Origin of the sequence: Micromonospora matsumotoense, from assembly GCF_900091525.1 — a bacterium.
Classification (GTDB): domain Bacteria; phylum Actinomycetota; class Actinomycetes; order Mycobacteriales; family Micromonosporaceae; genus Micromonospora; species Micromonospora matsumotoensis.
In genome coordinates this window covers 540,078-563,528 of record NZ_FMCU01000001.1, presented here as the reverse complement: position 1 = coordinate 563,528, position 23,451 = coordinate 540,078, and the positions used below count along the sequence as shown (strand labels likewise).

General features: G+C 73.5%; 18 protein-coding genes and 1 pseudogene. 5 read left to right on the top strand and 14 right to left on the bottom strand.

Annotated elements, in window-relative coordinates:
* Window positions 1–122 precede the first annotated feature (122 nt).
* Window positions 123–1,217, bottom strand: a pseudogene (locus GA0070216_RS36540) (NAD(P)/FAD-dependent oxidoreductase); the annotation flags it as partial.
* Window positions 1,218–1,543: 326 nt separating this feature from the next.
* Here GA0070216_RS36540 and GA0070216_RS02410 point away from each other — a divergent pair.
* Window positions 1,544–2,167: a helix-turn-helix domain-containing protein gene (locus tag GA0070216_RS02410; RefSeq protein WP_245722252.1), complete on the top strand. Its 624-nt coding sequence runs from the start codon at window positions 1,544–1,546 to the stop codon at window positions 2,165–2,167.
* 185 nt (window positions 2,168–2,352) lie between these two features.
* On the opposite strand, the gene GA0070216_RS02405 is transcribed toward GA0070216_RS02410, so the two are convergent.
* Complete coding sequence (locus tag GA0070216_RS02405; protein ID WP_091237856.1) at window positions 2,353–4,251, bottom strand: hypothetical protein; 1,899 nt, start codon at window positions 4,249–4,251, stop codon at window positions 2,353–2,355.
* 44 nt (window positions 4,252–4,295) lie between these two features.
* Between GA0070216_RS02405 and mptB (GA0070216_RS02400) the strand changes: the two genes are divergently transcribed.
* Window positions 4,296–5,729 carry a polyprenol phosphomannose-dependent alpha 1,6 mannosyltransferase MptB gene (gene mptB / locus GA0070216_RS02400; RefSeq protein WP_176738811.1) on the top strand — a complete coding sequence of 478 codons (1,434 nt, stop codon included), beginning with the start codon at window positions 4,296–4,298 and terminating at the stop codon, window positions 5,727–5,729.
* Window positions 5,730–5,766: 37 nt separating this feature from the next.
* Window positions 5,767–7,266, top strand: coding sequence for a polyprenol phosphomannose-dependent alpha 1,6 mannosyltransferase MptB (gene mptB, locus GA0070216_RS02395; protein ID WP_091237850.1), 1,500 nt, complete (start codon window positions 5,767–5,769; stop codon window positions 7,264–7,266).
* Between the two features lie 15 nt (window positions 7,267–7,281).
* Here the strand turns inward: mptB (GA0070216_RS02395) and glnA are convergent, their stop codons facing one another.
* The gene (glnA, locus tag GA0070216_RS02390; protein WP_091237847.1) at window positions 7,282–8,706 is read right to left on the bottom strand and encodes a type I glutamate--ammonia ligase; all 1,425 of its coding nucleotides are present in this window, start codon (window positions 8,704–8,706) and stop codon (window positions 7,282–7,284) included.
* A gap of 321 nt (window positions 8,707–9,027) precedes the next feature.
* Here glnA and GA0070216_RS02385 point away from each other — a divergent pair, with 321 nt between their 5' ends.
* Window positions 9,028–9,435 (top strand): RDD family protein, encoded by a 408-nt coding sequence (locus GA0070216_RS02385; protein WP_091238886.1) that lies wholly within the window; start codon window positions 9,028–9,030, stop codon window positions 9,433–9,435.
* Between the two features lie 124 nt (window positions 9,436–9,559).
* Here GA0070216_RS02385 and GA0070216_RS02380 read toward each other — a convergent pair whose 3' ends face one another.
* From GA0070216_RS02380 to lipA, 3 genes are all read right to left on the bottom strand, one after another.
* Entirely contained in the window at window positions 9,560–10,249 is a 690-nt protein-coding gene (locus GA0070216_RS02380; protein WP_091237844.1) for a DUF4191 domain-containing protein, read from the bottom strand.
* A gap of 89 nt (window positions 10,250–10,338) precedes the next feature.
* Window positions 10,339–11,865: an NAD(P)/FAD-dependent oxidoreductase gene (locus GA0070216_RS02375; protein ID WP_091237842.1), complete on the bottom strand. Its 1,527-nt coding sequence runs from the start codon at window positions 11,863–11,865 to the stop codon at window positions 10,339–10,341.
* Window positions 11,866–12,081: 216 nt separating this feature from the next.
* The gene (gene lipA / locus GA0070216_RS02370) at window positions 12,082–13,131 is read right to left on the bottom strand and encodes a lipoyl synthase (protein ID WP_091237839.1); all 1,050 of its coding nucleotides are present in this window, start codon (window positions 13,129–13,131) and stop codon (window positions 12,082–12,084) included.
* A 358-nt stretch (window positions 13,132–13,489) separates the two neighbouring features.
* On the opposite strand from lipA, the gene aspS reads away from it, so the two are divergent.
* Entirely contained in the window at window positions 13,490–14,776 is a 1,287-nt protein-coding gene (gene aspS / locus GA0070216_RS02365; protein WP_091237836.1) for an aspartate--tRNA(Asn) ligase, read from the top strand.
* A gap of 633 nt (window positions 14,777–15,409) precedes the next feature.
* Here the strand turns inward: aspS and GA0070216_RS02360 are convergent.
* The 8 genes from GA0070216_RS02360 to sucB all read right to left on the bottom strand — a co-directional run bounded on the left by GA0070216_RS02360 (window position 15,410) and on the right by sucB (window position 23,380).
* The gene (locus tag GA0070216_RS02360) at window positions 15,410–15,802 is read right to left on the bottom strand and encodes a VOC family protein (protein ID WP_091237834.1); all 393 of its coding nucleotides are present in this window, start codon (window positions 15,800–15,802) and stop codon (window positions 15,410–15,412) included.
* Window positions 15,803–15,806: 4 nt separating this feature from the next.
* Window positions 15,807–16,445 carry a lipoyl(octanoyl) transferase LipB gene (lipB, locus tag GA0070216_RS02355; RefSeq protein WP_091237831.1) on the bottom strand — a complete coding sequence of 213 codons (639 nt, stop codon included), beginning with the start codon at window positions 16,443–16,445 and terminating at the stop codon, window positions 15,807–15,809.
* Window positions 16,446–16,518: 73 nt separating this feature from the next.
* Window positions 16,519–18,342: a DUF6311 domain-containing protein gene (locus tag GA0070216_RS02350; protein WP_176738785.1), complete on the bottom strand. Its 1,824-nt coding sequence runs from the start codon at window positions 18,340–18,342 to the stop codon at window positions 16,519–16,521.
* Between the two features lie 152 nt (window positions 18,343–18,494).
* Complete coding sequence (locus tag GA0070216_RS02345; protein WP_091237825.1) at window positions 18,495–19,394, bottom strand: TIGR01777 family oxidoreductase; 900 nt, start codon at window positions 19,392–19,394, stop codon at window positions 18,495–18,497.
* 207 nt (window positions 19,395–19,601) lie between these two features.
* Complete coding sequence (locus GA0070216_RS02340) at window positions 19,602–20,540, bottom strand: LLM class flavin-dependent oxidoreductase (RefSeq protein ID WP_091238884.1); 939 nt, start codon at window positions 20,538–20,540, stop codon at window positions 19,602–19,604.
* A gap of 149 nt (window positions 20,541–20,689) precedes the next feature.
* Window positions 20,690–21,217 (bottom strand): hemerythrin domain-containing protein, encoded by a 528-nt coding sequence (locus tag GA0070216_RS02335; RefSeq protein WP_218108115.1) that lies wholly within the window; start codon window positions 21,215–21,217, stop codon window positions 20,690–20,692.
* Between the two features lie 77 nt (window positions 21,218–21,294).
* Window positions 21,295–21,468, bottom strand: a complete 174-nt coding sequence (locus tag GA0070216_RS34320) for a hypothetical protein (RefSeq protein WP_176738784.1) — start codon at window positions 21,466–21,468, stop codon at window positions 21,295–21,297.
* 94 nt (window positions 21,469–21,562) lie between these two features.
* Window positions 21,563–23,380 carry a 2-oxoglutarate dehydrogenase, E2 component, dihydrolipoamide succinyltransferase gene (gene sucB, locus GA0070216_RS02325; protein WP_091237819.1) on the bottom strand — a complete coding sequence of 606 codons (1,818 nt, stop codon included), beginning with the start codon at window positions 23,378–23,380 and terminating at the stop codon, window positions 21,563–21,565.
* Window positions 23,381–23,451: the final 71 nt, after the last annotated feature.

Sequence of the window (23,451 nt, the reverse complement as noted above, 5' to 3'; positions counted from 1 at the left end):
GCGTCGTCGCCGGTCCCGTGCCCGCCGTCGACCTGCCCGCCGTCGGTCCCGGGCCCGCCGTCTGTCCCGCGGTCACCGCTGACCTGCCTGCCGGCCCCGTCGCCGGTCCGCCCGGCGGTGGCCCGGCGCGCGGCCACCGCCCGCTCGGTGTCCTCGGCGATCAGGTCGGCGTTGAGCGCGGCGGCGGCCTTCAACCCCGCGGCCGCAGCGGCGATCACGGTGGCCTGCGGGTCGGTGACGTTGCCGGCCACCCACACGCCGGGCACCCCGGTCGCACCGGTGGCGTCCGCGGTGACCCGGTCACCGAAGGCGTGCCCGCCGACGACGAAGTCCTCGGTGGTCAACCCGAGCCCGGTGAGGAACGCGGCCCGCGCCTCGAACCGGGGGGCCACCACCAGCGCCGCCCGGGGGACCACCACGCCGGAACGCAGCCGTACGCCGGTGAGCCGGTCGGCGGTGACCTCCAACTGCGCCACCTCACCGTCGACCACGGTGACGCCCCGGGCGGCCAGCTTCTCCGCCTCGTCGGCGGGCAACGGCCCAGCGGTGTGCGTGAAGACCACCACGTCGTCGGTGAGCTGGCGGAACAGCAGCGCCTGGTGGGCGGCCATCGGGCCGGTGGCGAGCACCCCGACGGCCTGGTCGCGCACCTCCCAGCCGTGGCAGTAGGGGCAGTGCAGCACGTCGCGACCCCACCGGTCGGCCAGGCCCGGCACGTCGGGCAGCTCGTCGACCAGCCCGGTGGTGACCAGCAACCGCCGGGTGTGCAGGGTACGGCCCTCGGCGAGGGTCACCGCGAACCGCGCCGGCCCGGCCTGGTCGCCCGGTCGTGCGGGGTCAGCCGGCTGTGCGGTGTCGTCGTGCGGCATTGCGGTGTCGTGCGGTGATGCGGTGTCGTCGTGCGGGTGGGCGGCGGTCGCCGGGTGGGCGGGGTCGGTGAGGTGGGCGGGGTCGATCGGGTGGGCGGCGGTGACGGTGCCGTCGAGCAGGGTCACGCCGTACCGGGCCACCTCGGCGCGGCCGGTCGCGTACAGGGTCGCGGGTGGGGCACCCTCGTTGGTCAGGAAGTTGTGCACGTGGTCGGCCGGGGCGTTGCGGGGGGCGCCGCCGTCGACCACCACCACGTCGCGGCGGAACCGGCCCAGGGCGAGCGCCCCGCTGAGCCCCGCCGCGCCGCCGCCGACCACCACCACGTCGTGCACCACCAGGTACGTCATGGTCTCTGCCTCCTTGCGGGCGGGGCCGTCCCGCCGATGCTCCGGATCGTCCACCCGAATCGCCAAGCTGCCAAACATCGTTGCCGGAATGGCAAACTGGCACGGTGGCCGACGACCGCAGGAACCCCGAAGTCGAGCCTGGCCCGCCCGGCGTACCCGACCTGGACCGCGCGACCCGGGTAGGCCACGAGCACAGGCCGGACGGCGCGGGGTCCCGGGCGGGTGGTGAGCACGGGCCGGACCGTGAGCACGGGCCGGATCGGGGGGAGGGGCCGGACCGTGAGCACGGACCGGATCGGGGGGAGGGGTCGGGCCCAGGGCGGTGGGTGGCCCCGGACGACCCGGGGGCCATCACCTCGGAGGAGGTGCTGACCACCGTCGGGCCTCGGCTGCGGGCACTGCGTCAGCAGCGTGGCGTGACCCTGAGCCAGCTCGGCACGGCGACCGGGATCTCGGTCAGCACGCTGTCCCGGCTGGAGTCCGGCGGTCGGCGGCCCACCCTGGAACTCCTGCTCGCCCTGGCCCGCTTCCACCGGGTGCCGTTGGACGACCTCGTCGGTACGCCGCAGACCCGCGACCCCCGGGTGCACCGCCGGCCGGTGCTCCGCAACGGCGTCACCATCGTGCCGCTGACCCGCCGCCCGGGAGGGGTCCAGGCGTACAAGATGATCTATCCGCCCGGGGTGCCGGTGGGGGAGCCGACCCAGCAGGTGCACGAGGGGTACGAGTGGCTCTACGTGCTCTCCGGTCGGGTCCGGCTGCTGCTCGGCGGCCACGATCTCACCCTCGACGCCGGTGAGGTCGCCGAGTTCGACACCCGTACCCCGCACTGGTTCGGCAACCCGTACGACGCCCCGGCGGAGATCCTCAGCCTCTTCGGCCCCCAGGGCGAGCGCCTACACGTCCGCGCCCGCCCCTCCCCCACCAAACAAAACCACCCCCCCAACTGACCCCCACCCCCACCCCCACCCCGCCCCCGTCCCCACCCCTATCCCGGCCCCCGCCCCCGCCCCGGCGGATTCTCCGGTTGATCAAGAGGTTTTGGTCAGGAATCCCGAGCAGGATGACGTAAACCTCTTGATCAACACCCGGTCGGGGCGGGGTGCGGGGACCGGGAGGGGCGGGTGGGAGGGGGTTAGTGGAGGGTCCAGGTGCCGGGGGTGGGGACGGTCACCAGGGTCCAGGGGCCGTCGGCGGTGACGGTGGCGGGGGCTGAGGCGGTCAGCCAGGGGGAGTGGCGGATACGGATGAGGATCCGACCGGGGGCGGTGGTGCGGAAGGTCAGGCTGGCGCCGTCGTGTCGCACCAGTTCCCCGGGCGCGGCGACCAGCGGGGTCGGGTCGGTCACCGCGTACAACCGCCAGTGCCGGTCCGACCAGACCTCGGTCAGGTACGGCAACCCCGCGCCGACCAGTTCCGCCTCGGCCCGGCCCACCCAGGACAGCGGCGCGTCGGGGACGGCGACGTACTGCACGGCGTACTCGTCCAGCCATGCCCGGTAGGTGTCGGCGGTCAACGGCACCCCGGTGCCGGTGGCCCCCGGGACGGTGGTGAAGAACAGCGGGTTACGGCCGATGTCGACCTGGCGCAGCCAGCCCCGGGCCAGCGGGACCTCGCCGAGCTGCGCGGCCTCCCAGTAGTTGCGGGTCGGCGGCACCTCCACCCGCCCGGTGAGCCCACGCCGGCCCAGCTCGGCGGCGAGCGGGTCGAAGTAGCCCCGGTCGGCGGTCGGATCGTCGGCGCTGCGCAGGTCGGCCGCGACCACCGGCGGCAACCACCAGCACACCAGCGCCAGTAGCCCCGCCAGGACCGTCCGCCCGATCCGTCCGCCCGACCCGCCCCGCCCCGCCCCGCCGATCTCCAGGCCCGATCCGTCCCGCGCCGCCCCGCCGGACTGCGCCACCGATCCGTGTCGCGCCATCGCGCCGGTTTCCATGACCTTCCCGGCCCCGGACCCGCCGGCCGGGTCGAGGACCGGAGGGCGGGGTGCGGTGGGCAGCCGGGCGGTCAGCCAGCCGGGTGGGCGGGCGGCGGCGGCCAGCACCGGCAGCGCGAACATCGTCACCAGCCGGGTCGCGTTCAGCCCGACCGGGGTGTGTACCAGTGCGGCAGCCAGCACCCCGCCCGCTGCCAGCAACGCCCCCACCCGCACCGGCCGGTACGCCACCAACCCGGCCACCAGCAGGCTGACGGTGACCGACCGTAGGGTGTCCGTGCGACTGATGTTCATCCAGCCGCCCTCGCCGAACAGCAGCCCGGTGACCGCCAGCGGCACCGCCGCCGCGACGCCGAGCAGCAGGCCGTCGGCCCACCGGCGGGTGACCAGCAGCGAGACCCCGACCAGGCCGACGAACAGACCCGCCACCGGGCTGGTCGCCGATGCCAGCACCGCACCGGCCACCACCAGGACCGGCCTGACCCAGCGCCCGCCGGTCGGCCCGTCCCGGCCGTCCCGGCCGTCCCGGGGAGCGCCCGCCCGACCCGGGGCAGCCGGTCGGGTGGCGGTTGCGCCCCGGTCGGTCGGTGCGGCAGCAGGGTCGACGGCGGCGGTCGGCTCGCCGTCGGTGTCGTCACGGCCCGTCCGGGCGGCAACGGGTCCGGTGGTGGCGGTCGGCAGGGTCAGGGCGAGCAGGGCGGCCAGCCCGAACGCCACCCCGAGGGCGTAGGTGACCCGGCCGGAGACCAGGTTGCCGGTGATCGTCAGCACCCCGACCAGGCTGCCGAGCAGTGGCCTGGGCACACCGGTACGCACCAGCAGGGCGGCGAACGCGGCGGCCGAGACGACCAGTGCCAGCGCCCCCGTGGGACGTACCCCGAGGGTCGCCATCAGCGGCGGCGAGACCAGGCTGTAGCCGAGCGGCTGGATGCCGGCGTACCAGCGCAGGTCGACCAGGGCGAAACCGTGCGCGGCGAAGAAGTCGGCCCGTGCCACCTGGGCGGACAGGTCCGAGCCCAGCCGGGGCAGCGCCAACCACACCCCGGCGAGCGCGGCGGCGAAACCGGTGGCCGACCCCACCACCCTGCTGCCCCGCATGCCCACCTCCGGTCCGCGACCACGGTACTGGCAGCATGACGGACGTGCCTCACCACCTGTCCCGCTGGCTCGGTCTGTCCGGTTCGGTGCTGCTCGCCATCGCCGCGTACCTCGGGGGCGCGTTGCCGGGTGGGGAACTGCGTCCCACCCCGGTCAGCATCTGGCAGAGCCGGCACGGGCCGCTCATCCTGGCCCTCTGGCTGGTCGGCACCGGGCTGCTGGCCTGGGCGTGGTGGACCCTGCGCGACCGGGTGCCGTCGGCCCGGTGGGCGCTGGTCACCGCCGGGCTCTGGGTGCTGCCGTTGCTGTTCGCGCCGCCGCTGGGCAGCCGGGACGTGTACGCGTACTCCTGCCAGGGCGCCAGCTACGCGGCCGGGATCAACCCGTACGAGCAGGGGGTGTCGGCGCTGCCCTGCGCCTGGATCGACACCATCTCCTACATCTGGCGGGACACTCCGGCGCCCTACGGGCCGCTCTTCGTGATGATCGCAGGGGCGATCGTCCGGGCCACCGGGTCACTCGACACCGACACCGCGCTGACCGTGAACATCGCCCTGTTCCGGTTGCTCGCGGTGCTCGGGGTGGCGTTGGCCGCCGCCTGCCTGCCGGTGCTGGCCCGACGCTGCGGGGTGCCGGTGGGGCGGGCGCTCTGGCTGGCGCTGGCCTCCCCGCTGGTCGGCGTACACCTGATCTCGGGGGCGCACAACGACGCACTGATGATCGGCCTGCTGGCCGCCGGCCTGGCCGTGGTGGCGGCCAACCCCGGGCGGCGCTGGCCGTTGCTGGCCGGTGGGGTGCTGGTCGGCCTGGCCGGCGCGGTGAAGGTGACCGCGCTGGTGGTGGTGCCGTTCGCGGTGCTGGCCGCGCTGGTCGGGCCGTACCGGATCAGGGCGCTGCTGCGCGACGGCCTGCCGGTCGCCGGCGGCGCGCTGCTCGCGGTGGCCGGCGCGACCCTGGCGGCGGGCCTGGACTTCGGGTGGATCGCCGGCCTGGAACAGGGTGGCCTGGCGATCGCCTGGACCTCGCCGCCGACCGCGGTCGGGCAGACCGCGGGCTATGTCGCGGCGTTGTTCGGCGCGGACATCGACGCCCTGCCGGTGACCCGGGCGATCGGCATGGGGGTGCTGGCGGTGCTGCTGGTCTGGTTGTGGTGGCGGGCCCGCACCCGCGACCCGCTCTGGCACGCCGGCCTGGCCCTGGCCGCGACGGTGGCCCTCGCGCCGATGTTCCACCCCTGGTACTGGCTGTGGCCGATGGCGGTGCTCGCCGCGACGACCCACCGGACGAGCCGGTGGTTCGCGCTGGTGGCGTTGATCTCGTCGTTCCTGGTGCTGCCCGACGGCACCGGGTTGCCCCGGTTCACCAAGATGCCCGGCGCCCCGCTGATGACGCTGTTGGTGATCGTGGTGGCCGTCTGGTTGGTACGGTCGGCGCGGGCGGGCCGGCGGTCCACCACCGTCGACCCGACCGCCGACTGAACCGCCGATTCGACCGCCGACTGAGGAGAGATGGCCGGTGACCGGACCGGGCGTGCCGACCGAGGGGCGGGCCCGTTCGGCGCGCTATGTCGGGTTGATTGGCGCGGTGCTGCTCGCCGTGGCCGCCTGGCAGGGCGGGGTGCTGTCCGAGGTGCCGCCGACCGGCCCGTGGCGCGCGCCGCACGGTCCCGCCGCGATCCTGTGCTGGCTGGCCGGGACGGCGCTGATGGTGGGTTCCTGGTGGGCGCTGCGCGCCGGCGCGCCATCGACCCGGTGGGCGTACGTCACCGCCGGGCTGTGGGCGCTGCCGCTGTTGGTCACCCCGCCGCTGGCCAGCCGGGACGTCTACTCGTACGCCTGCCAGGGCTGGTCGTACGCGGCCGGGCACGACCCGTACCGGGTGGGGGTGGCGGCGGCCGGCTGCCCGTGGGTCGACTCGGTGGCCTCGATCTGGCGGGACACCCCGGCCCCGTACGGCCCGGTCTTCGTGCTGCTGGCCGCGCTGGCCGCCGTGCTCGGCGGCACCCTGGTCGGCACCCTGGCCGTGCTGCGGCTGTACGCCGTGGCCGGGGTGCTGCTGGCGGCGCTCTGCCTGCCCGGCCTGGCCCGCGCCGCCGGGGTGCCCACCCGCCGGGCTGCCTGGCTGGGGTTGGCCTCCCCGCTGGTCGGGGTGCACCTGGTGGCCGGCGCGCACAACGACGCGGTGATGCTCGGCCTGCTCCTGCTGGGCCTGCTGGTGCTGGTGCGGTCGTCCGGGCGGACGGGGGCGCTGCTCGTGGCCGGGGTGCTGTTCGGGTTGGCGGTGGCGGTGAAGGCGACCGCGGTGGTGGTGCTGCCCTTCGCGGCGTTGGGGGCGGTGCACGGCCGCTACACCCTCCGGGCCCTGCTGCGCGACGGCGGTCGGCTGGCCGGGACGGTCCTGGTCACCCTGGCGGCCGCCTCGGCGCTGTCCGGGCTGGGGTTGGGCTGGCTGAACGGGCTGGCCCGCAGCGGTGACTCGGAGCAGTGGACGTCGGCACCGACGGCGGTCGGTTTCGTGGTCGACTACGTCGGCAGGCTGGCCGGACGGCACCCGGGCGCGGTGCCGGTGACCCGGGCGGTGGGCCTGCTGGTGCTGGCGGTGCTGCTGGCGGTGCTCTGGTGGCGGGCGTGGACGGCGCTGCGCCGGCTCAACGACGTCCGGCAGCGGGTGCACCGGCTGGCGGCGGCCCGGCCCCGGGTCACCCTGCTGGCGGCGGGCACGGCGCTGGCCGCGACGGTGCTGCTCGCCCCGGTCCTGCACCCGTGGTACGTGACCTGGCCGCTGCTGCTGCTCGCGGTGTCGGCGACCCGGACGACCTGGTTCGTGCTGCCTGCGGCGGTGGCGGCCTTCCTCACCCTGCCGGACGGCACCACGGTCGCCCGGTACAGCAAGGCGCCCGGCGCGATCCTGATGACCGCCCTGGTGGTGGCGGTGCTGGTGGGCGCGGCGCGGAGCCGGCGCAACGGAACGGGCCGGCCCCGCGGAAGCGGAGCCGGCCCGGCCGGTGGAACGTGACCGTCGAGGGGAGCCTCAGCAGTCGAAGTACATCGCGAACTCGTGCGGGGTCGGGCGCAGACGCACCGGGTCGACCTCGTTGGCCCGCTTCCAGCCGACCCAGGTGGAGATCAGGTCGGGCGTGAAGACGCCACCGTCGAGCAGGTAGTCGTGGTCGGCCTCCAGGGCGTCGAGCACCTCGGGCAGCGAGCCCGGCACCTGCTTGACGTCGCCCCACTCCTCCGGCGGGAGGTCGTAGAGGTCCTTGTCGATCGGGGCCGGCGGCTCCATCTTGCTCTTGATGCCGTCCAGGCCGGCCATCATCATCGCCGAGAAGGCGAGGTACGGGTTGCTGGACGGGTCCGGCACCCGGAACTCGACCCGCTTGGCCTTGGCGTTGCTGCCGGTGACCGGGATGCGGGTGCAGGCGGACCGGTTGCGCTGCGAGTAGACCAGGTTGACCGGGGCCTCGTAGCCGGGCACCAGCCGACGGTACGAGTTGACCGTCGGGTTGGTGAACGCCAGCAGCGACGGGGCGTGGTGCAGCAGGCCACCGATGTACCAGCGGGCCATGTCCGACAGGCCGGCGTAGCCGGTCTCGTCGTAGAACAGCGGCTCGCCGTTGAGCCAGAGGCTCTGGTGGGTGTGCATACCGGAGCCGTTGTCGCCGAAGAGCGGCTTCGGCATGAAGGTGGCCGTCTTGCCGTTGGCCCAGGCCTCGTTCTTCACGATGTACTTGAAGAGCTGGAGCTGGTCACCGGCGTGCAGCAGGGTGGAGAACCGGTAGTTGATCTCCGACTGGCCGGCGGTGCCGACCTCGTGGTGCGAGCGCTCCACGCTGAAACCGCCGTCGACCAGGCGACGCACGATCGAGTCGCGCAGGTCGGCGTAGTGGTCCACCGGCGGCACCGGGAAGTAGCCGCCCTTGTACGCGGTCTTGTAGCCGCGGTTGCCGCCGACCTCCTCGCGCCCGGTGTTCCACGCGCCCTCGACCGAGTCGATGTAGTAGAACGACTGGTGCGCGGAGGTCTCGTGGCGGATCGAGTCGAAGATGTAGAACTCGGCCTCGGCACCGAAGTACGCGGTGTCGGCGATGCCGCTGGCGGCGAGGTAGGCCTCGGCCTTCTTGGCCACGTTACGCGGGTCCCGGGAGTAGGCCTCCCGGGTGAACGGGTCGTGGATGAAGAAGTTCAGCGCGAGGGTCTTCTGGGTGCGGAACGGGTCGATGAAGGCGGTCGCGACGTCCGGGAGCAGGAGCATGTCCGACTCGTGGATCGCCTGGAAACCGCGGATCGACGAACCGTCGAACGCGAGACCGTCGGTGAAGACGCTGTCGTCGAAGGACTCCACCGGCAGATTGAAGTGCTGCATCACGCCGGGCAGGTCACAAAAACGTACGTCGACGAACTTTACGTCCTCGTTCTTGAGGTATCGCAGGAGTTCCTCGGGATTGGCAAACACACGTCCTCCTGGCACGTCCACTCCGGTGGCTGGGCTCTGGCGACGCTATGACCATGGGGTTGCTCGCCCGTGTCTCCAATGTTTCTGCCGTGTTACGCCGCTCGCGGAGCGTCATCTGCGCCGCTCAGTACCCGCCGGGTTGTCCGTTCGGACGATACCGGCTGGAGCACTGTATCGCCATTCGTAGTGATTAGACCGAATTTGCACAAACTGCGAGAACGCCCTGCCCGTCCACCTGGTGACTGGCAGGTCGGGCGGCGGCGGCCCCCGGCGACCGCCCCTGACCGACGCCGGGGCCGGGGCTGACTACCCTTGACCACCGTGACGAGTCCGCCTGCGGCACCGGTGCCGCCCGCCACCGATCCCGCCTTCGTCCCGCCGAGTCTCGGTCGACGGTTCGGCGCCCTGGTGATCGACTGGGTGCTCTGCCTGCTGGTGTCGAACTTCTTCGCCGACCCGGTCCGCGACGGCTGGGCCCCGGTGGCGGTGCTCATCGTCGAGTACGGCCTCTTCCTCGGCCTCTTCGCCCAGACCCCCGGCATGTGGATCACCCGGCTGCGCTGCCTCGACTGGTCCGACGGCGGGCGGCTCGGGATACCCCGGGCGCTCCTGCGCGGCCTGCTCCTGGCCCTGGTGGTGCCACCCCTGATCATGGACGAGCAACGCCGTGGCCTGCACGACCGGCTCACCGGCGCGGTCATCGCCGACGCACCGCGCCCCGCCCGCTGACCTGCCCTGACCCGCCCTGCCTGCCCCGACCGCTGACCCGGGCGTCGCGGCGGTGACCCGACCCCGGACGCGGTGAGAGCCGGGCCCGACGGACCGGCCCGGCTCTCGGCGTACCAGGGAAGGGTCAGCGGCCCCGCGTCTGGCGGAACGCGCGGCCCGGGGGCCGCATGTTCTTCGGGATCGCGCCCTTGGGCATCTGCGGGCGGGCGGTGAGCGCCTTGAGCCGCTTGTCGAGCGAGTTGACGTCCTTGCCGTTCAGGGTGCGCGGCAGCCGCATCAGGGTCATCCGCAGCTTGCGGATCGGCAGCTCACCCTCGCCCTGGCCGATCACGTAGTCGTGCAACGGCGCGGAGCCGATCACCTTGGCCAGCCGGCGCTTCTCCTGGCCCAGCAGGCCCCGGACCCGCTGCGGGTGCCCCTCGGCGAGCAGGATCACGCCGGGCCGACCGATCACCAGGTGCACCATGTCCATCTGGGTGGTGGAGCTGACCGCCGGGGTGACCCGCCAGTCGCCGCGCATGCTCTCCATGATCTGCGCCGCCGCGCCGGGCTGCCCCTCGGCCGCGTTCATCATCGCCTTGTTGGACCGCAGGTTGAGCACGATCAGCACGGCGAGCAGGGCGAACAGGATGCCGATCGGCAGCCACAGCCAGCCCCAGAGGATCACCGCGACCACGGTGAGCGCGAGCGGGATCAGCACCGCCCCGGCGGCCAGCGGCGCGAACCACCGGTCCTGCTTGGCGGTGAACTGGAACACCATCCCGATCTGCTTCAGCCGCTGGCCGAACGAGACCTTCTCCTGGGGCTTTGCCATGCCGCCGAGTCTAGTGGTCCCCGCCAGGACGGATGATCCCCGGCCGGGGGCCGGCGGGCAGGTGCGGTCCCGACCGGTGCCGACAGTGGTCAGCCGGTGGGCGAGCGGTCTTCGGCCGGCGGCGCGGTGCGGGGGCGCGGCACGACCGGGGCGGCGCGGCCCGTGCCGCTCTGACCCGTGCCGCTGTGGCCGGCGCCGTCGCTGCCGCCCTCCTCGTGGTAGTCCTCCTCGACGTTGACCGACCAGACGTCGTGGTCGGTGCCGTCGAGGATGTTCTCCGCCGTCAACATCGCGGTGAGCATCGAGTGGTCCTGGTTGTTGTACCGGTGCATGCCGTTGCGACCCACCGGGTGCACGTTCGGCACGGCCTCGGCCAGCCAGCGGCGGATCACCTCGACGGCCTCGCCGTAGCCCTCGTCGTAGACCGGGTAGGCCTTCGGCATCCGCACCACGTACCCGGTGGTGACCGAGCCGGGGCTGACCAGGCCGAGCCGCTCCAGCTCGGCGGTGCCGAAGGCGACCAGCTCCGGATCGGGGGTCGACCACAGCTCGTCACCCTCGTTGACGAAGTACTCCAGGCCGAGGCAGGTGCCGCCGTCACGGACCATCTCCGGCGACCAGGCGCCGAAGTTCTGGATCCGGCCGACCTTCACCCCCGGGGTGTGTACGTAGATCCAGTTGTCGGGGAAGCTGGCCTCGGTGGGCACCACCAGCGCCACGGTCAGGAAGTCCCGGTACCGCAGCAGGCCGGCGGCGTCGCGCACCGCCGCCGGGGCGGGCGGGTCCATCGCCCGGACCAGGGCCGAGATCGGCATGCTGGACACCACGTGGTCGGCGGCGATCCGTCGCTCACCGGCCGGGCCGTCGACGGTCACCGCGACCGCCCGGCCGTCCTCGCGGTGCACCGTGCGGACGGCGGTCTCCAGCTCGACCGTCCCGCCGGCCTTGACCACCAGTTCGGCGCAGCGCTCCCACATCATCCCCGGGCCGAGCCGGGGGTAACGGAACTCCTCGATCAGGCTGGTCACGTCGTTGCCGCCCCGCTTGGGCAGCAGCGCACCGCGGATCGCCGCGCCGAGGGAGAGGTTGCGGATCCGCTGGGCCGCCCAGTCCGCCTGCAGCTCCGTCGCGGGAATGCCCCACACCTTCTCGGTGTACGTCTTGAACAACATCCGGTACAGCCGGGCCCCGAACCGGGCCGACACCCAACCCTCGAAGTGGGTCTGGTCGGCCGGCGGGCGCACCCGCGCCCACAGGTACGACCCGACACACCGGGACGCCTCCAGCACACCCAGGTTCTTCAGGGCGTTGCCGGCCCGCAGCGGATAGTCGAACAGCCGTCCCTGGTAGTGGATCCGGCTCATCCGGGGGCGCAGCAGGAAGTCGTCGTCGGAGAGCAGTTCGTGCCAGAACGCCTCGACCCGGGACACCTTCGTGAAGAACCGGTGCCCGCCGATGTCGAAGCGCCAGCCCTCCCGCTCCACGGTGCGGCTGATCCCGCCGACCACGTCGTCGGCCTCGACCACCTCGACGGGGGCGTGCCGTCGGGTCAACTCGTACGCGGCGGTGAGTCCGGCGGGGCCGGCGCCGATGACAACCGTGTGCGGCTGCGCCATCAAAGACACCACCATCGATGAGTTAGGGGTCGGGGCTGGCGGAATCTAACACGATCTCGCCCTGCTCGGGGAGCACCGTCGAATCGACGCCGAGCTGCGGCCCGTCACTCCCTTGCGGGGGCAGCCGAGGTCTGGGAGGATCGACACCCTCGAATGCCCGGCGGTCGTTGCCGTGGCCGGCGCCCTCGTGCGGGCGTACCCCGGTGGCGTCCCGGGTCAGCCGACGGTGACCGAGGTGTCCTGACGGGCCGTCAGGGCCTGCTGGTAGAGCCGACCCGCCCGGTACGACGAGCGCACCAGCGGCCCGCTCATCACCCCGGCGAAACCGATCTCCTCGGCCTCCGCGCGCAGCTCGACGAACTCCTCCGGCTTGACCCACCGGGTCACCGGGTGGTGCCGGGGGGTGGGCCGCAGGTACTGGGTGATGGTGATCAGCTCGCAGCCGGCCTCGTGCAGGTCGCGCAGCGCCTGGGAGACCTCGGCCCGCTCCTCGCCCATGCCCAGGATCAGGTTGCTCTTGGTGACCAGGCCGTCGGCGCGGGCCTGCCGGATCACGTCGAGCGAGCGCTCGTAGCGGAACGCCGGGCGGATCCGCTTGAAGATCCGTGGCACCGTCTCGACGTTGTGCGCCAGCACCTCCGGCCGGGCGCCGAACACCTCGGCGAGCTGCTCGGGGACCGCGTTGAAGTCGGGGATCAGCAGCTCGACGCCGCAGCCGGAACGCAACGCGTGGATCTGCCGGACGGTCTCGGCGTACAACCACGCGCCGCCGTCGGGCAGGTCGTCCCGCGCCACGCCGGTGATGGTGGCGTACCGCAGGCCCATCGTCGCGACCGACTCGGCGACCCGGCGGGGCTCGTCGGCGTCGAACTCGGCCGGCTTGCCGGTGTCGATCTGGCAGAAGTCACAGCGTCGGGTGCACTGGTCGCCGCCGATGAGGAAGGTGGCCTCCCGGTCCTCCCAGCACTCGTAGATGTTGGGGCAGCCGGCCTCCTGGCAGACGGTGTGCAGCCCCTCGCGGGAGACCAGCCCCCGCAGCTCGGTGTACTCCGGCCCCATCTTGGCCTTGACCTTGATCCACGGCGGTTTGCGCTCGATCGGCGTCTCGGCGTTGCGCGCCTCGATCCGCAGCATCCGTCGCCCCTCGGGGGCGACCGTCGCGGAGCGCGCTGCCTGCTGGGTCGTCGGCGCGGAGTGCTCGATCGTCACAAAACCGAGCCTACGCCCGTCGGCGGCGATCGATGCACGTCGGGCGACCGGCGTCACGTCACCGGTCTTGTGACACCGGACACCGGTGGGCCGAAAAAGCCCGTTACAGGCCGCCGGGGCGGGTGCTAGCGTGCCGGCAGAGCTGTGACGGAGCCGAGTACCGCCCCGATCCGCCAGTGCAGAGAGCCGCCGGTTGCTGGAAGGCGGTCTGACGCCGGGGCGCGAAGACCCTCCCGAGCCGCGGGAAGAACGGCGCGTCCGCGTGCCCAGTAGAGCCCGCCCGGCTGGCCCCGGTGAAAAGGCGACGAATGAGGCCCCCGCCGTGGCGGGGGCGAAGGTGTGGTGGCACCGCGAGGTTCCCGCTCGCCCACACCTCCCGGGGATCGCGTTGCGATTGATCGAGGAGGTAACCGCCGTGCAACGCATCCTGTCCTCCCACCTGCCCACCCGTGTCGGCGAGACCGTGCGGATCGCCGGTTGGGTGCACCGCCGCCGACTGCTGAAGTCGGTGGCCTTCCTGATCGTCCGGGACGCCGCCGGCCTGACCCAGGTGGTGGTGGCCGACCCGGCCGTCCGGGCCGACGTGACGGCCCTGCCCGAGGAGACCGTGGTCGAGGTGGTCGGCACGGTCACCGCGAACGGCACCGCGCCCGCCGGGGTCGAGCTGACCGGTCCGACGGTACGACCACTCGGCCCGCCCGCCGTGCCGCCCCCGTTCGACCTGTACCGGCCGGCGCTCACCGCGGCCCTGCCCACCCAGCTCGACCACGCGTCGGTGGCGCTGCGGCACCCGACCCGCTCGGCCGCCCTGCGGATCTCGGCGGCGGCGGTGGCCGGCTTCCGGGCCGCCCTGGACGCCCGGGACTTCGTGGAGGTGCACACCCCGAAGGTGGTCGCCACGTCCACCGAGAGCGGGGCGAACGTCTTCACCCTCGACTGGTTCGGTCGACCCGCCTACCTGGCCCAGTCACCGCAGTTCTACAAGCAGCTGATGGTGGGGGTGTTCGAGCGGGTCTACGAGGTGGGGCCGGTGTTCCGGGCCGAACCGCACGACACCGTCCGGCACCTGGCCCAGTACACCTCACTCGACGTCGAGCTGGGCTTCGTCGTCGACCACCGGGACGTGATGGTGGTGCTGCGGGACACCCTCGCCGGGATGCTCGCCGAGGTGGCCCGGCGGGCCGGCGGCGCGGTGGCGACCCTGGGCCTGACCCTGCCCGAGGTGCCGGTCGAGATCCCGGCCGTGCACTTCACCGAGGCGCTGCGGATCGCCGGCGCGCCCCCCGACGAGCCGGACCTGGCCCCCGCCCACGAGCGGACGCTGGGGGAGTGGGCCCGCACCGCCCACGGCTCGGACTTCCTCTTCGTCACCGGGTACCCGATGGCGAAGCGGCCGTTCTACACCCATCCCGACCCGGCCCGGCCCGCGTACTCCAACGGTTTCGACCTGCTCTTTCGCGGGCTGGAGCTGGTCACCGGCGGGCAGCGGCTGCACCGCCACGCGGACTACCTGGCGGCGCTGGCGGCCCGCGGCGAGCCGGTCGAGCCCTACGCCGGGTACGTCGACGCCTTCCGGCACGGGATGCCGCCGCACGGCGGCTTCGCGATCGGCCTGGAGCGGTTCGTGGCCCGGCTGGTCGGTGCGGCCAACGTCCGGGAGGTGACCGCCTTCCCGCGCGACCTGCACCGGCTGACCCCCTGAGTCGCCGAGCACCCGCGCGACCGGCTGTGCCGTGCCGTGGTGGTTCGAGCTGTGCCGTGCCGTGGTGGTTCGAGCCGTGGTGGGTTGGGCCGTGCCGGGTTCGAGCCGTGGGGGTTCGGGGCGTGGTGGGTCGAGCCGTGGTGGGTCGTGGCGTGCACTCTGGGTAATGGTGCCGCAGATGCCAGCTCTCGTTGCTCTCCGTGATCGGTGCGGGGCGGGGGTAGCGCATCTTCTTTTCTGGATTCTGCCCGCACCTCGCTGAACAGGAGTTTTGCTGCCCTCGCCTCCTGCTCCGCTTACCTGCCCATCCGCACTTTGCTCTGCTGCCATCGACGCAACGGTCACTTTTCGTGTTTGGTGCGTTCTGGGCAGCAGAGCAAAGTGGGTGAGAGAGGTAGGTGGCAACCGGCGGGGTCTTGACGCTGCGTAGCGGACTGAGAGGTGGGGTTGCGGCGGAGAATGTCTGCGCCGACCGTTCGAGAACGAACCTCACACCCGCAGACGCCCCGGTCAGGCGAGCGGCCTGACCGGGGCGGGGCCGGGGGTGCGAGTGGGGGGCGAGGGGCAGCAGCCTGGCGGATGCCGGTCGCGGTGGATCTGCGACGGCTCGACGGGGCAACAGGGGCAGCGGGGTCAGGCCGTGCCGAGCAGGTCCCAGCGGTTGCCGGCGATGTCCCGGAACACCGCCACCCGACCGTACGGCTCGGTGCGCGGCGGCTTCACGAACTCCACGCCGGCGTCGACCAACCGCCTGTGGACGGTGTCGAAATCGTCCACCTGAAGGAAGAAGCCGACCCGGCCGGCCACCTGGTCACCGACCACCGCCTCCTGCCGCTCGCCGTCGGCACGGGCCAGCAGGATGCCGGTCTGCGCGCCGGGCGGGCGGACCACCACCCATCGCTTCGGGCGACCGTCGTTGGTCAGCGAGGGCTCGTCCTCGACCAGTTCGAAGCCGAGAATCCCGGTGAAGAACGCGATGGCCGGGTCGTAGTCGGCGACGACGAGAGTGACGAGGTCGATCCGCATCGGCTCAGCCGAGCAGGGTGGGCAGGTGCCGCTCCACCACCGGGAGGACGTCGGCCACCGGGACCGGGCGGCCCAGTTCGGCGGTGAGCGACGTGGTGCCGGCGTCGGCGATGCCGCAGGGCACGATCCGGTCATAGTACGACAGGTCGCAGTCGCAGTTGATCGAGAAGCCGTGCTGGGTGACCCCGCGGGCGACCCGGATGCCGATGGCGGCCACCTTGCGGGCCGGCCCCCGGTCGTCATCGGGCACCCAGACCCCGCTGCGCCCCTCGACCCGGCCGGCGGTCAGCCCGAACTCGGCGCAGACGTCGATCAGCAGTTGCTCGGTGCGGCGGACGTAGGCGACCACGTCCACCGGGTCGGGCAGTCGGACGATCGGGTAGCCGACGAGCTGCCCCGGCCCGTGCCAGGTGATCTTGCCGCCCCGGTCGACGTCGACCACGGGGGTCCCGTCCATCGGCCGGTCCCACGGCTCGGTGCGCTTGCCGGCGGTGTAGACGCTCGGGTGCTCCAGCAGCAGCACGGTGTCGCCACGCTCACCGGCCACCACCTCCGCGTGCAGCCGTCGCTGCTCGTCCCATGCGGCCGGATAGTCGACCACACCGGCCCGGACGGTGGTCACCCCGGAAGTCGTCACGCTCACCCCACCACCCTAGCCCCGCCCGCACCTGACCCGACCCGTGAGCCTCGTCGCGTCGGCCAGGAGGCGGGGACGGTCAGGAGGCGGGGACGGTCCAGAGCCAGACGTCGTCCACCCGGCGGGGCTCGCCGAGCAGCGCGGTGGCGGTGCGGCGCAGGGCGTCCTCGTCGAGGTCGTACTTGGCCCCGTGTACCTCGTCGGGGAGGACGACCGCCTCGACCCCCCAGTAGCGCAGGTCGGCCCGGGAGAGGCGGATGCTGCCCTCGGTGACGATCGGCACCAACCCGGTGCGACCGGCCTGGTCCATCAGGGTGTCGAAGGTGCGCGGCGGCGGTCCGATCCGACCCCGCCCGTCGGGACCGCCGGGTCCGAGGAAGAACCCGGCGGGCAGCCGGAACGCACCCTGCCGATGGGCCAGGGCGTACGCCTGCCAGCGCTGGCCGTCGGGCGTGACGTCCAGGGTCAGTGGGATCGGGGTGAGCACGCCGCCCGGTGAGACGTACTGCCGCCAGGTGCCGGCGGTGACGAACGCCGGCACCGTCGGGCGGACGCTGGTCAACAGCGGGGTGGGCAGCAGCGGCAGCAACGCCGCGGCGAAACCCACCCCCCACGCCCAGGCTGCCGTCCGGCCCGGCGGCGTCGCCCGCAACCGGTCGACCGTGTATGCCAGCAGCACCCCGATCACCGGGGCGACCACCAGGGCCAGCCGGGACGGCAGGGCGGCGTTGACCACCGGCAGGTTGTCCAGCACCCCGAAGGGCAGCAGTTGGCCGGTGCGCCGCCCGTTCCACTTCGCCAGCGGCCCCCAGGAGAGCACCGCGAAGACCACGGCGGTCACCCCGAGCGCGGTCAGCGTGGCCCGCCGGCCGGGGCTGGCCCGTCGCCACAGCAGCCCGAAGCAGGCCACGGTGAGCAGCAGCAGCGGCAGCCCGAAGAAGCTGTTCTCCTCGGTCGGGTTGGGCGCCAGCGAGGTGTCCAGCCCGGCGGCCCCGGCCAGCGACCGGCTCGGGTACGCGCCGAACGCGGCGATGTCCTCGGCGTGGATGACCGGGTCGAAGCCGGTGCCGTGGAACCGCTGCGGCCCGGCGAAGTGCAGCCACAGCGGATACGCCAGCAGCACCCCGGCGACCAGCGCGGTCACCGCCAGCCCGCGCAGGAAGTCCGGCAGTGCGGCGCGGGCCTGGGCCCGGCGGGCCGGGTGCACCGCCCAGACGCCGAGGAAGACGGCGACCGCCAGGGCGGTGAAGAACAGCCCCTCGGCGGCGATCGAGAAGGCCACCGCGACCAGCACGCCGAGCACCAGCCCGCCCCGCCACCAGCGCCCGGGTCGGCGCAGCGCGAACACCGCCGCCACCAGCAGCGGCACCAGCCAGCCAGCGGTCCAGTTCAGGTGGGCGTTGGCGTGCGAGACCATGCCGGGGGAGAAGGCGATGAACAGCGCCCCGATCCCCGCCGCGAGCCGGCTGCCGACCAGACGCCGGGAGAGCAGCCAATACCAGGCCAGCGCGGTGGCGGCCAGGTTGAGGGTGAGGATCACCAGGAACGTCGCCGGTGGCCCGATCAGGTACGTCAGCGGCGCGAAGACCACCGCGTACACGGTGATCGAGGTGTTGACGGCGAGGTTCACCCCGTCCGGCACGTTGAGCAGGTGGGTGAAGAGCGGATTCTCCCCATGGGTGACCGCGTGCCCGCCGAAGGCGAGCAGCCACTCGAAGAGCGCCTGGTCGCTGGAGTTCACGGTGATGGCCCGCTGGTTCGGGTCGCGCCACAGGCCGCTGGTCACCCAGACCGCCAGCACCACCGCGACGATCACCACGATCAGGTCGGCCCGCCGCCCCCGGCCGGTGTCCGGCGCGGCGGTGGGCGGCTGGTCGGCGGCCAGGGTGGGGGAAGACGGCACGGAGCGGACGTTACCAACCGGAACTGGACCGACCGGGTGGACCCGCAACTCGACGCCGGGCGGGAATCGGACCGGCGGACCGTCGTATCGTCGGTGCTGGATGCGTGGGCGGCGACCAGGTGGCTACCCGGCAGGCCGGCCGCTGATCGCCCTCACTCGGTCAGGGCGGCGTGCAGGGCAGCGGGGAGAGCGGGGTGGGTCCAGGGGAAGTCAGCCCGGGTGAGGACACCGGGCAGGACCCGGGTGCTGGTCAGCGCCTCCTGGGCGAAGCCGCCCAGGGCGACCTTCAGGGCGAGCGCGGGAATCGGGACGATCGCCGGGCGGTGCAGTTGGCGGGCCAGCTCCCGGGTGAACTCGGCATTGGTGACCGGGTGCGGGCCGACGACGTTGACCGGCCCGGCGATCTCCTCGGCGGTCAGCAGGAACACCGTGGCGTCCAGCCAGTCCCGTAGCGAGATCCACGGCAGCCACTGCCGTCCGCTGCCCAGTTTGCCGGCGATGCCCAGCTTGAACGGCAGCAGCTGTGGTTTGAGCAACCCGCCGTCACGGTGCAACGGCAGACCGGTCCGCAGCCGCACCACCCGTACCCCGGCATCCTCGGCCGGCCGGGTCGCCGCCTCCCAGACCCGGCACACGTCGGCGAGGAACCCCTCACCCGCCGGGGCGTCCTCCTCGACGACCCGGTCGCCGGTGTTGCCATACCAGCCGACCGCCGAGGAGTTCAGCAGCACCCGGGGCCGGTCGGCCGCCGGCAACCCGGCGATGGTGACGGCCAGTGTGGTGGTGCTGTCCACCCGGCTGGACCGGATCACCCGGCGGTAGTCGTCGGTCCACCGCTTGTCGCCGACCCCGGCCCCGGCCAGGTTGACCACCGCCTCGGCCCCGGCCACCACGGCCGGGTCGAGCTGCCCGGCGGCCGGGTCCCACCGCTGTTCGTCGGGGTTCCGCGGCGACCGCCGGACCAGCCGGGTGACCTGGTGCCCGTCGCCGGTGAGCCGATCGACCAGCCGGGTGCCGAGGAAGCCGGACACGCCGGCCATGAGGATCCGCATACCCCCATCTTCGGGTACGCGGGCCCGATCGGATGCGCCGACCGCCGGCCGGCCCGGCGAACGGAGCACGACCGGGCTGGCCCGCGGCGCGGGACTACCGGTGCCCGGCGTCGCCGGCGGGGACCGGGCGCAGGTCGGCGAGAAGCCGCTCCACCTCGGTGAACGCCTCCGCCGGCAGTGGGCCGAGCTGACCGCCCGGCCGGGGACTCACTCGTCCCGTACCGGTGCGGTGCCGGGCAGGCGGGCCAGGACCGGGAGGAGCGGTGCGAGGGCGTCCCGGCGTACCACGAAGCGGGTGACGCCCCAGCGACGCCGGTGGGCGGCGACCGCCGCGACGATCTCGTCCACCGTGCCGATCAACACGAACGGGGTGGCCAGCAGTTCGGCGACGGACAGACCGAGCCGACCGGCCTGCTCGGCGGCGGCGGCCTCGGCGTCGTCGGTGACCGCCACCGTCTGCACCAGGGCCTCCAGGGCGGGCGGTGTGTCCCGGCCGGCCGCGCCGGCCGCCACGTGCGCGAGCTGCGCCTCGATCTGGTCGGTCCGCCAGCGCGCCTCGTGCCGGTGACCGTCGGCGAGGGTACGCCCGAAACCGGTCAACCCGACCACGTCGGCGTGCGCGCCGGCCCAGCGCAGCAGCGTCGAGTTGGCGGTGCCCATGGTCAGCGGGATGTGCTCCTGCACCGGCCGGGGCGAGGTCAGCCGGGCCTCCCGGGCGACCAGGTCGGGGGAGTCGACCGTCACCGGGGAGCCGTCGAGCAGGGCGCGGACCGCCTCGGCGACGGCCACGCAGCGGCGTACCCGGCCGGCCACGTCGGGGCGTACCCGGCCGACGGCGGCCCATTCGGCGGGGGTGTGGCCGGCCCCGACGCCGAGCCGGGCCCGCCCGCCGGAGACCAGGTCGAGGGTGGCCACGTCGGCGGCGAGCAGGATCGGTTCCCGCACACCCAGGTTCGACACGTACGAGCCGAGCCCGATCGTGGTGGTCACCGCGGCGGCGGCGGCGAGCGCGACGAACGGGGACGTCACGTCACCCGGATGGTCGGCGGCGAGCAGGGCGTCGAAGCCGGCGGCCTCGGCCCGGCGGGCGAGGTCGAGCCAGCTCGCCGCATCGGTCGGGGTGGCCTGGAGCGAGAAGACGGTCACCGGGCCAGCTTCGCCGTCGCGGGCCGTCCCGGCCATCCCGTACGCCCGGATTCTGCCAACCGGAGAATCGCACGCGCTCCCGGTAGTGCCGTCCACCCGTGTCTCCGCCGGGCCCGATACTGCACGACCTGGTCGCCATCAACATGGGCTCACCAGTCCGGTGGCGGGGCCACGCCGAGCAGTTCCTCGGTCCCGCCGGCCCGGTCGCCGAGCGTGTCGAGCGCGGCGGTCAGGGTGCGCTCCTCGTAGCGGAAGTGCGATTCGAGGATGGCGGAGAGGCCGTTCAGCTCGACGCGTACCCGGTCCAGGGCCGCCGGGTCGTCGACCGGTGGGTCGGCGACCAGCGCCTCGATCCGCCGCACGATCCAGTCGACCATGCGGTGGTCCCGGCTGAGCTTGTCGAGCACCGGCCGCAGCTCGGGCACCTCGTCGGCGAGCACCCGGAACGCCCCGGTGTCCTCGCCGGTGTGGTGCCGGGTCAGCGCCGCGCAGAAGCTGAGACAGTGGGTACGCAGGTTGCGTAGCCGGCCGCCGGCGGGTGGCTCGGCGTCGGCCGACGGGTCGGCGTCGAGGGCGGCCCGGATCTGGTCGAGCTCGTCGAGCAGCCAGAGATGGATCTCTACCAGTTGGTGGCCGAGCGCGGTCAGGCGGTCGGCCGGGGTGGAATCGGGGTGCACATGTGTCCCATGCTGTCCCGCGCCTCCATGCCCTCGGCGGTCTCCTTGCCGGGTACACCGCGACGCTGGTACCGATTCTAGGACGTACCCGGCGCGCTGTCCGGCCCCGACGGCGTCGCACCAGGCGCGCCGTCCGGCCGCTGATCGGGGGCCTCCTCGTGCCAGCGGGCCCGCCAGGCGGCCCCGTGCGCCTCGTGGTCGATCCGCTCGGCGTGCACGACCCGGCGCAGGGCCTGCCGGGAACCACCCATGGTCACCACCTCCACCACGATCAACCCGACGCGGGCGCGGTGACGACGAAGGCGCCCCGGTCGATGACCGGGGCGCCTTCGTCGAACGCGGGTGTTACAGGCCCAACTCGGCCTCGAAGTTGCCGCCCTCCAGCCGCTCCTTGACCGCGACCAGGAAACGGGCCGCGTCGGCGCCGTCGATCAGCCGGTGGTCGTAGGACAGGGCCAGGTAGACCATCGAACGGACCGCGACGACCTCACCCAGGTCCGGGTCGTTCACCACGACCGGACGCTTCACCACGGCACCGGTGCCGAGCATCGCCGACTGCGGCGACGGCACGATCGGGGTGTCGAAGAGCGCGCCCCGGCTGCCGGTGTTGGTCAGCGTGAAGGTCGCCCCGGCGATCTCGTCCGGGCTGATCTTGTTGGTCCGGGTGCGCACGGCCAGGTCGGCGATCCGCTTGGCGATGCCGCCCAGGTTGAGGTCACCCGCACCGTGGATGACCGGCACCATCAGGCCGCGCTCGGTGTCCACCGCGATGCCCAGGTGCTCGGCGTCGGGGTAGGTGATCGTGCCGGCGTCGAGGTCCATGCTCGCGTTGACGATCGGGTACGTCTGCAACGCCTCGATGGCCGCCAGGGCGAAGAACGGCAGGAACGACAGCTTCACGCCGTGCCGCTGCTGGAACGGCTCCTTGGCCTGGGTGCGCAGCTTGGCGATCCGGGTGACGTCCACCTCGATCACCGTGGTCAGCTGCGCCATCTCGTGCAGTGACTGCTGCATCCGCTTGGCGATGGTCGCCCGGATCCGGGGCAGCTTCTCGGTGCTGCCGCGCTTGGCGCTCGGCTGCGCCTTGGCCGCCGGCTTCGCCGGGGCCGCCGCGGCCTGCTGCGGGGTGGGGGCCGGGGCGGCCTTGGCCGCCTTCGCCTTCTCCGCCGCCTCCAGCACGTCCTGCTTGCGGATCCGGCCACCGACCCCGGTGCCGTTGACCGACGCCAGGTCGACGCCGTGCTCGCCGGCCAGCTTGCGGACCAGCGGGGTCACGTAACCGGCGGCCTCCTCGCCGCCGCCCTGGGCGGGGGCCGACGACCGGGCCGGCGGGGCGGTGGGAGCGGCCGGCTGGGCGGCCTGCTCCGCCTTCGCCGGCTGGGCCGCCGACTCGGCCTCGGCGGCCGGCTCGTTGTATCCCGCACCCGGGGTCGGCTCGGCGACCTCGGGCTCCGGCTTCGGCTCGGGCTTGGCCTCCGCCTTCGGGGCGGGCTCCGGCTCCGGTGCCGACTCGGCCGGGGCGGCGTCCGCCGTACCGATGATCGCCAGGTCCGCGCCCACCGCGGCGGTCTCGTCCTCGGGGACCTTGATCTCCAGGACGGTGCCGGCGACCGGCGACGGGATCTCGGTGTCGACCTTGTCGGTGGAGACCTCCAGCAGCGGCTCGTCGACCTCGACGGTCTCGCCGACCTGCTTGAGCCAGCGGGTGACGGTGCCCTCGGTGACGCTCTCGCCCAGGGCCGGCATCTTCACCGCGGTGCCCGCACCCGAGGACGCCGGGGCGGCCTGCGCCTTCGGCTGCTCCTGCTCCTGCTCGGGCTCCGGGCCGGTGCCCTCGGCGGCGGCCGTCGGCTCGGTGGCCGGCTCGGCCTGCTCCGGCTCGGCGGCCTCGTCCTCCTGCGGGGCGGCCGAGCCGGCCGACTCGCCCTCGCCGGAGATGACGGCCAGCTCGCTGCCCACCTCGGCGGTCTCGTCCTCGGCGACCACGATCCGGCTCAGCACCCCCGCGGCGGGGGACGGGATCTCGGTGTCGACCTTGTCGGTGGAGACCTCCAGCAGCGGCTCGTCGACCTCGACGGTCTCGCCCTCCTGCTTGAGCCAGCGGGTGACGGTGCCCTCGGTGACGCTCTCGCCGAGCCGAGGCATGGTGACCGATACCGGCATGTTATGAAACTCCTTCGTGGCCTGGTGCGATCCTCGCCCGCTTGCCGCCGGCGTCGCGGAATGAGTGTGGG

Bases quoted from the DNA above. Each gene is read 5' to 3' on its own strand.
- sucB (WP_091237819.1), bottom strand. From the start codon at position 23,380: ATGCCGGTATCGGTCACCATGCCTCGGCTCGGCGAGAGCGTCACCGAG.
- GA0070216_RS02375 (WP_091237842.1), bottom strand. From the start codon at position 11,865: ATGGCGCAGCCGCACACGGTTGTCATCGGCGCCGGCCCCGCCGGACTC.
- GA0070216_RS02380 (WP_091237844.1), bottom strand. From the start codon at position 10,249: ATGGCAAAGCCCCAGGAGAAGGTCTCGTTCGGCCAGCGGCTGAAGCAG.
- GA0070216_RS02345 (WP_091237825.1), bottom strand. From the start codon at position 19,394: ATGCGGATCCTCATGGCCGGCGTGTCCGGCTTCCTCGGCACCCGGCTG.
- GA0070216_RS02405 (WP_091237856.1), bottom strand. From the start codon at position 4,251: ATGCGGGGCAGCAGGGTGGTGGGGTCGGCCACCGGTTTCGCCGCCGCG.
- GA0070216_RS34320 (WP_176738784.1), bottom strand. From the start codon at position 21,468: ATGGGTGGTTCCCGGCAGGCCCTGCGCCGGGTCGTGCACGCCGAGCGG.
- GA0070216_RS02360 (WP_091237834.1), bottom strand. From the start codon at position 15,802: ATGCGGATCGACCTCGTCACTCTCGTCGTCGCCGACTACGACCCGGCC.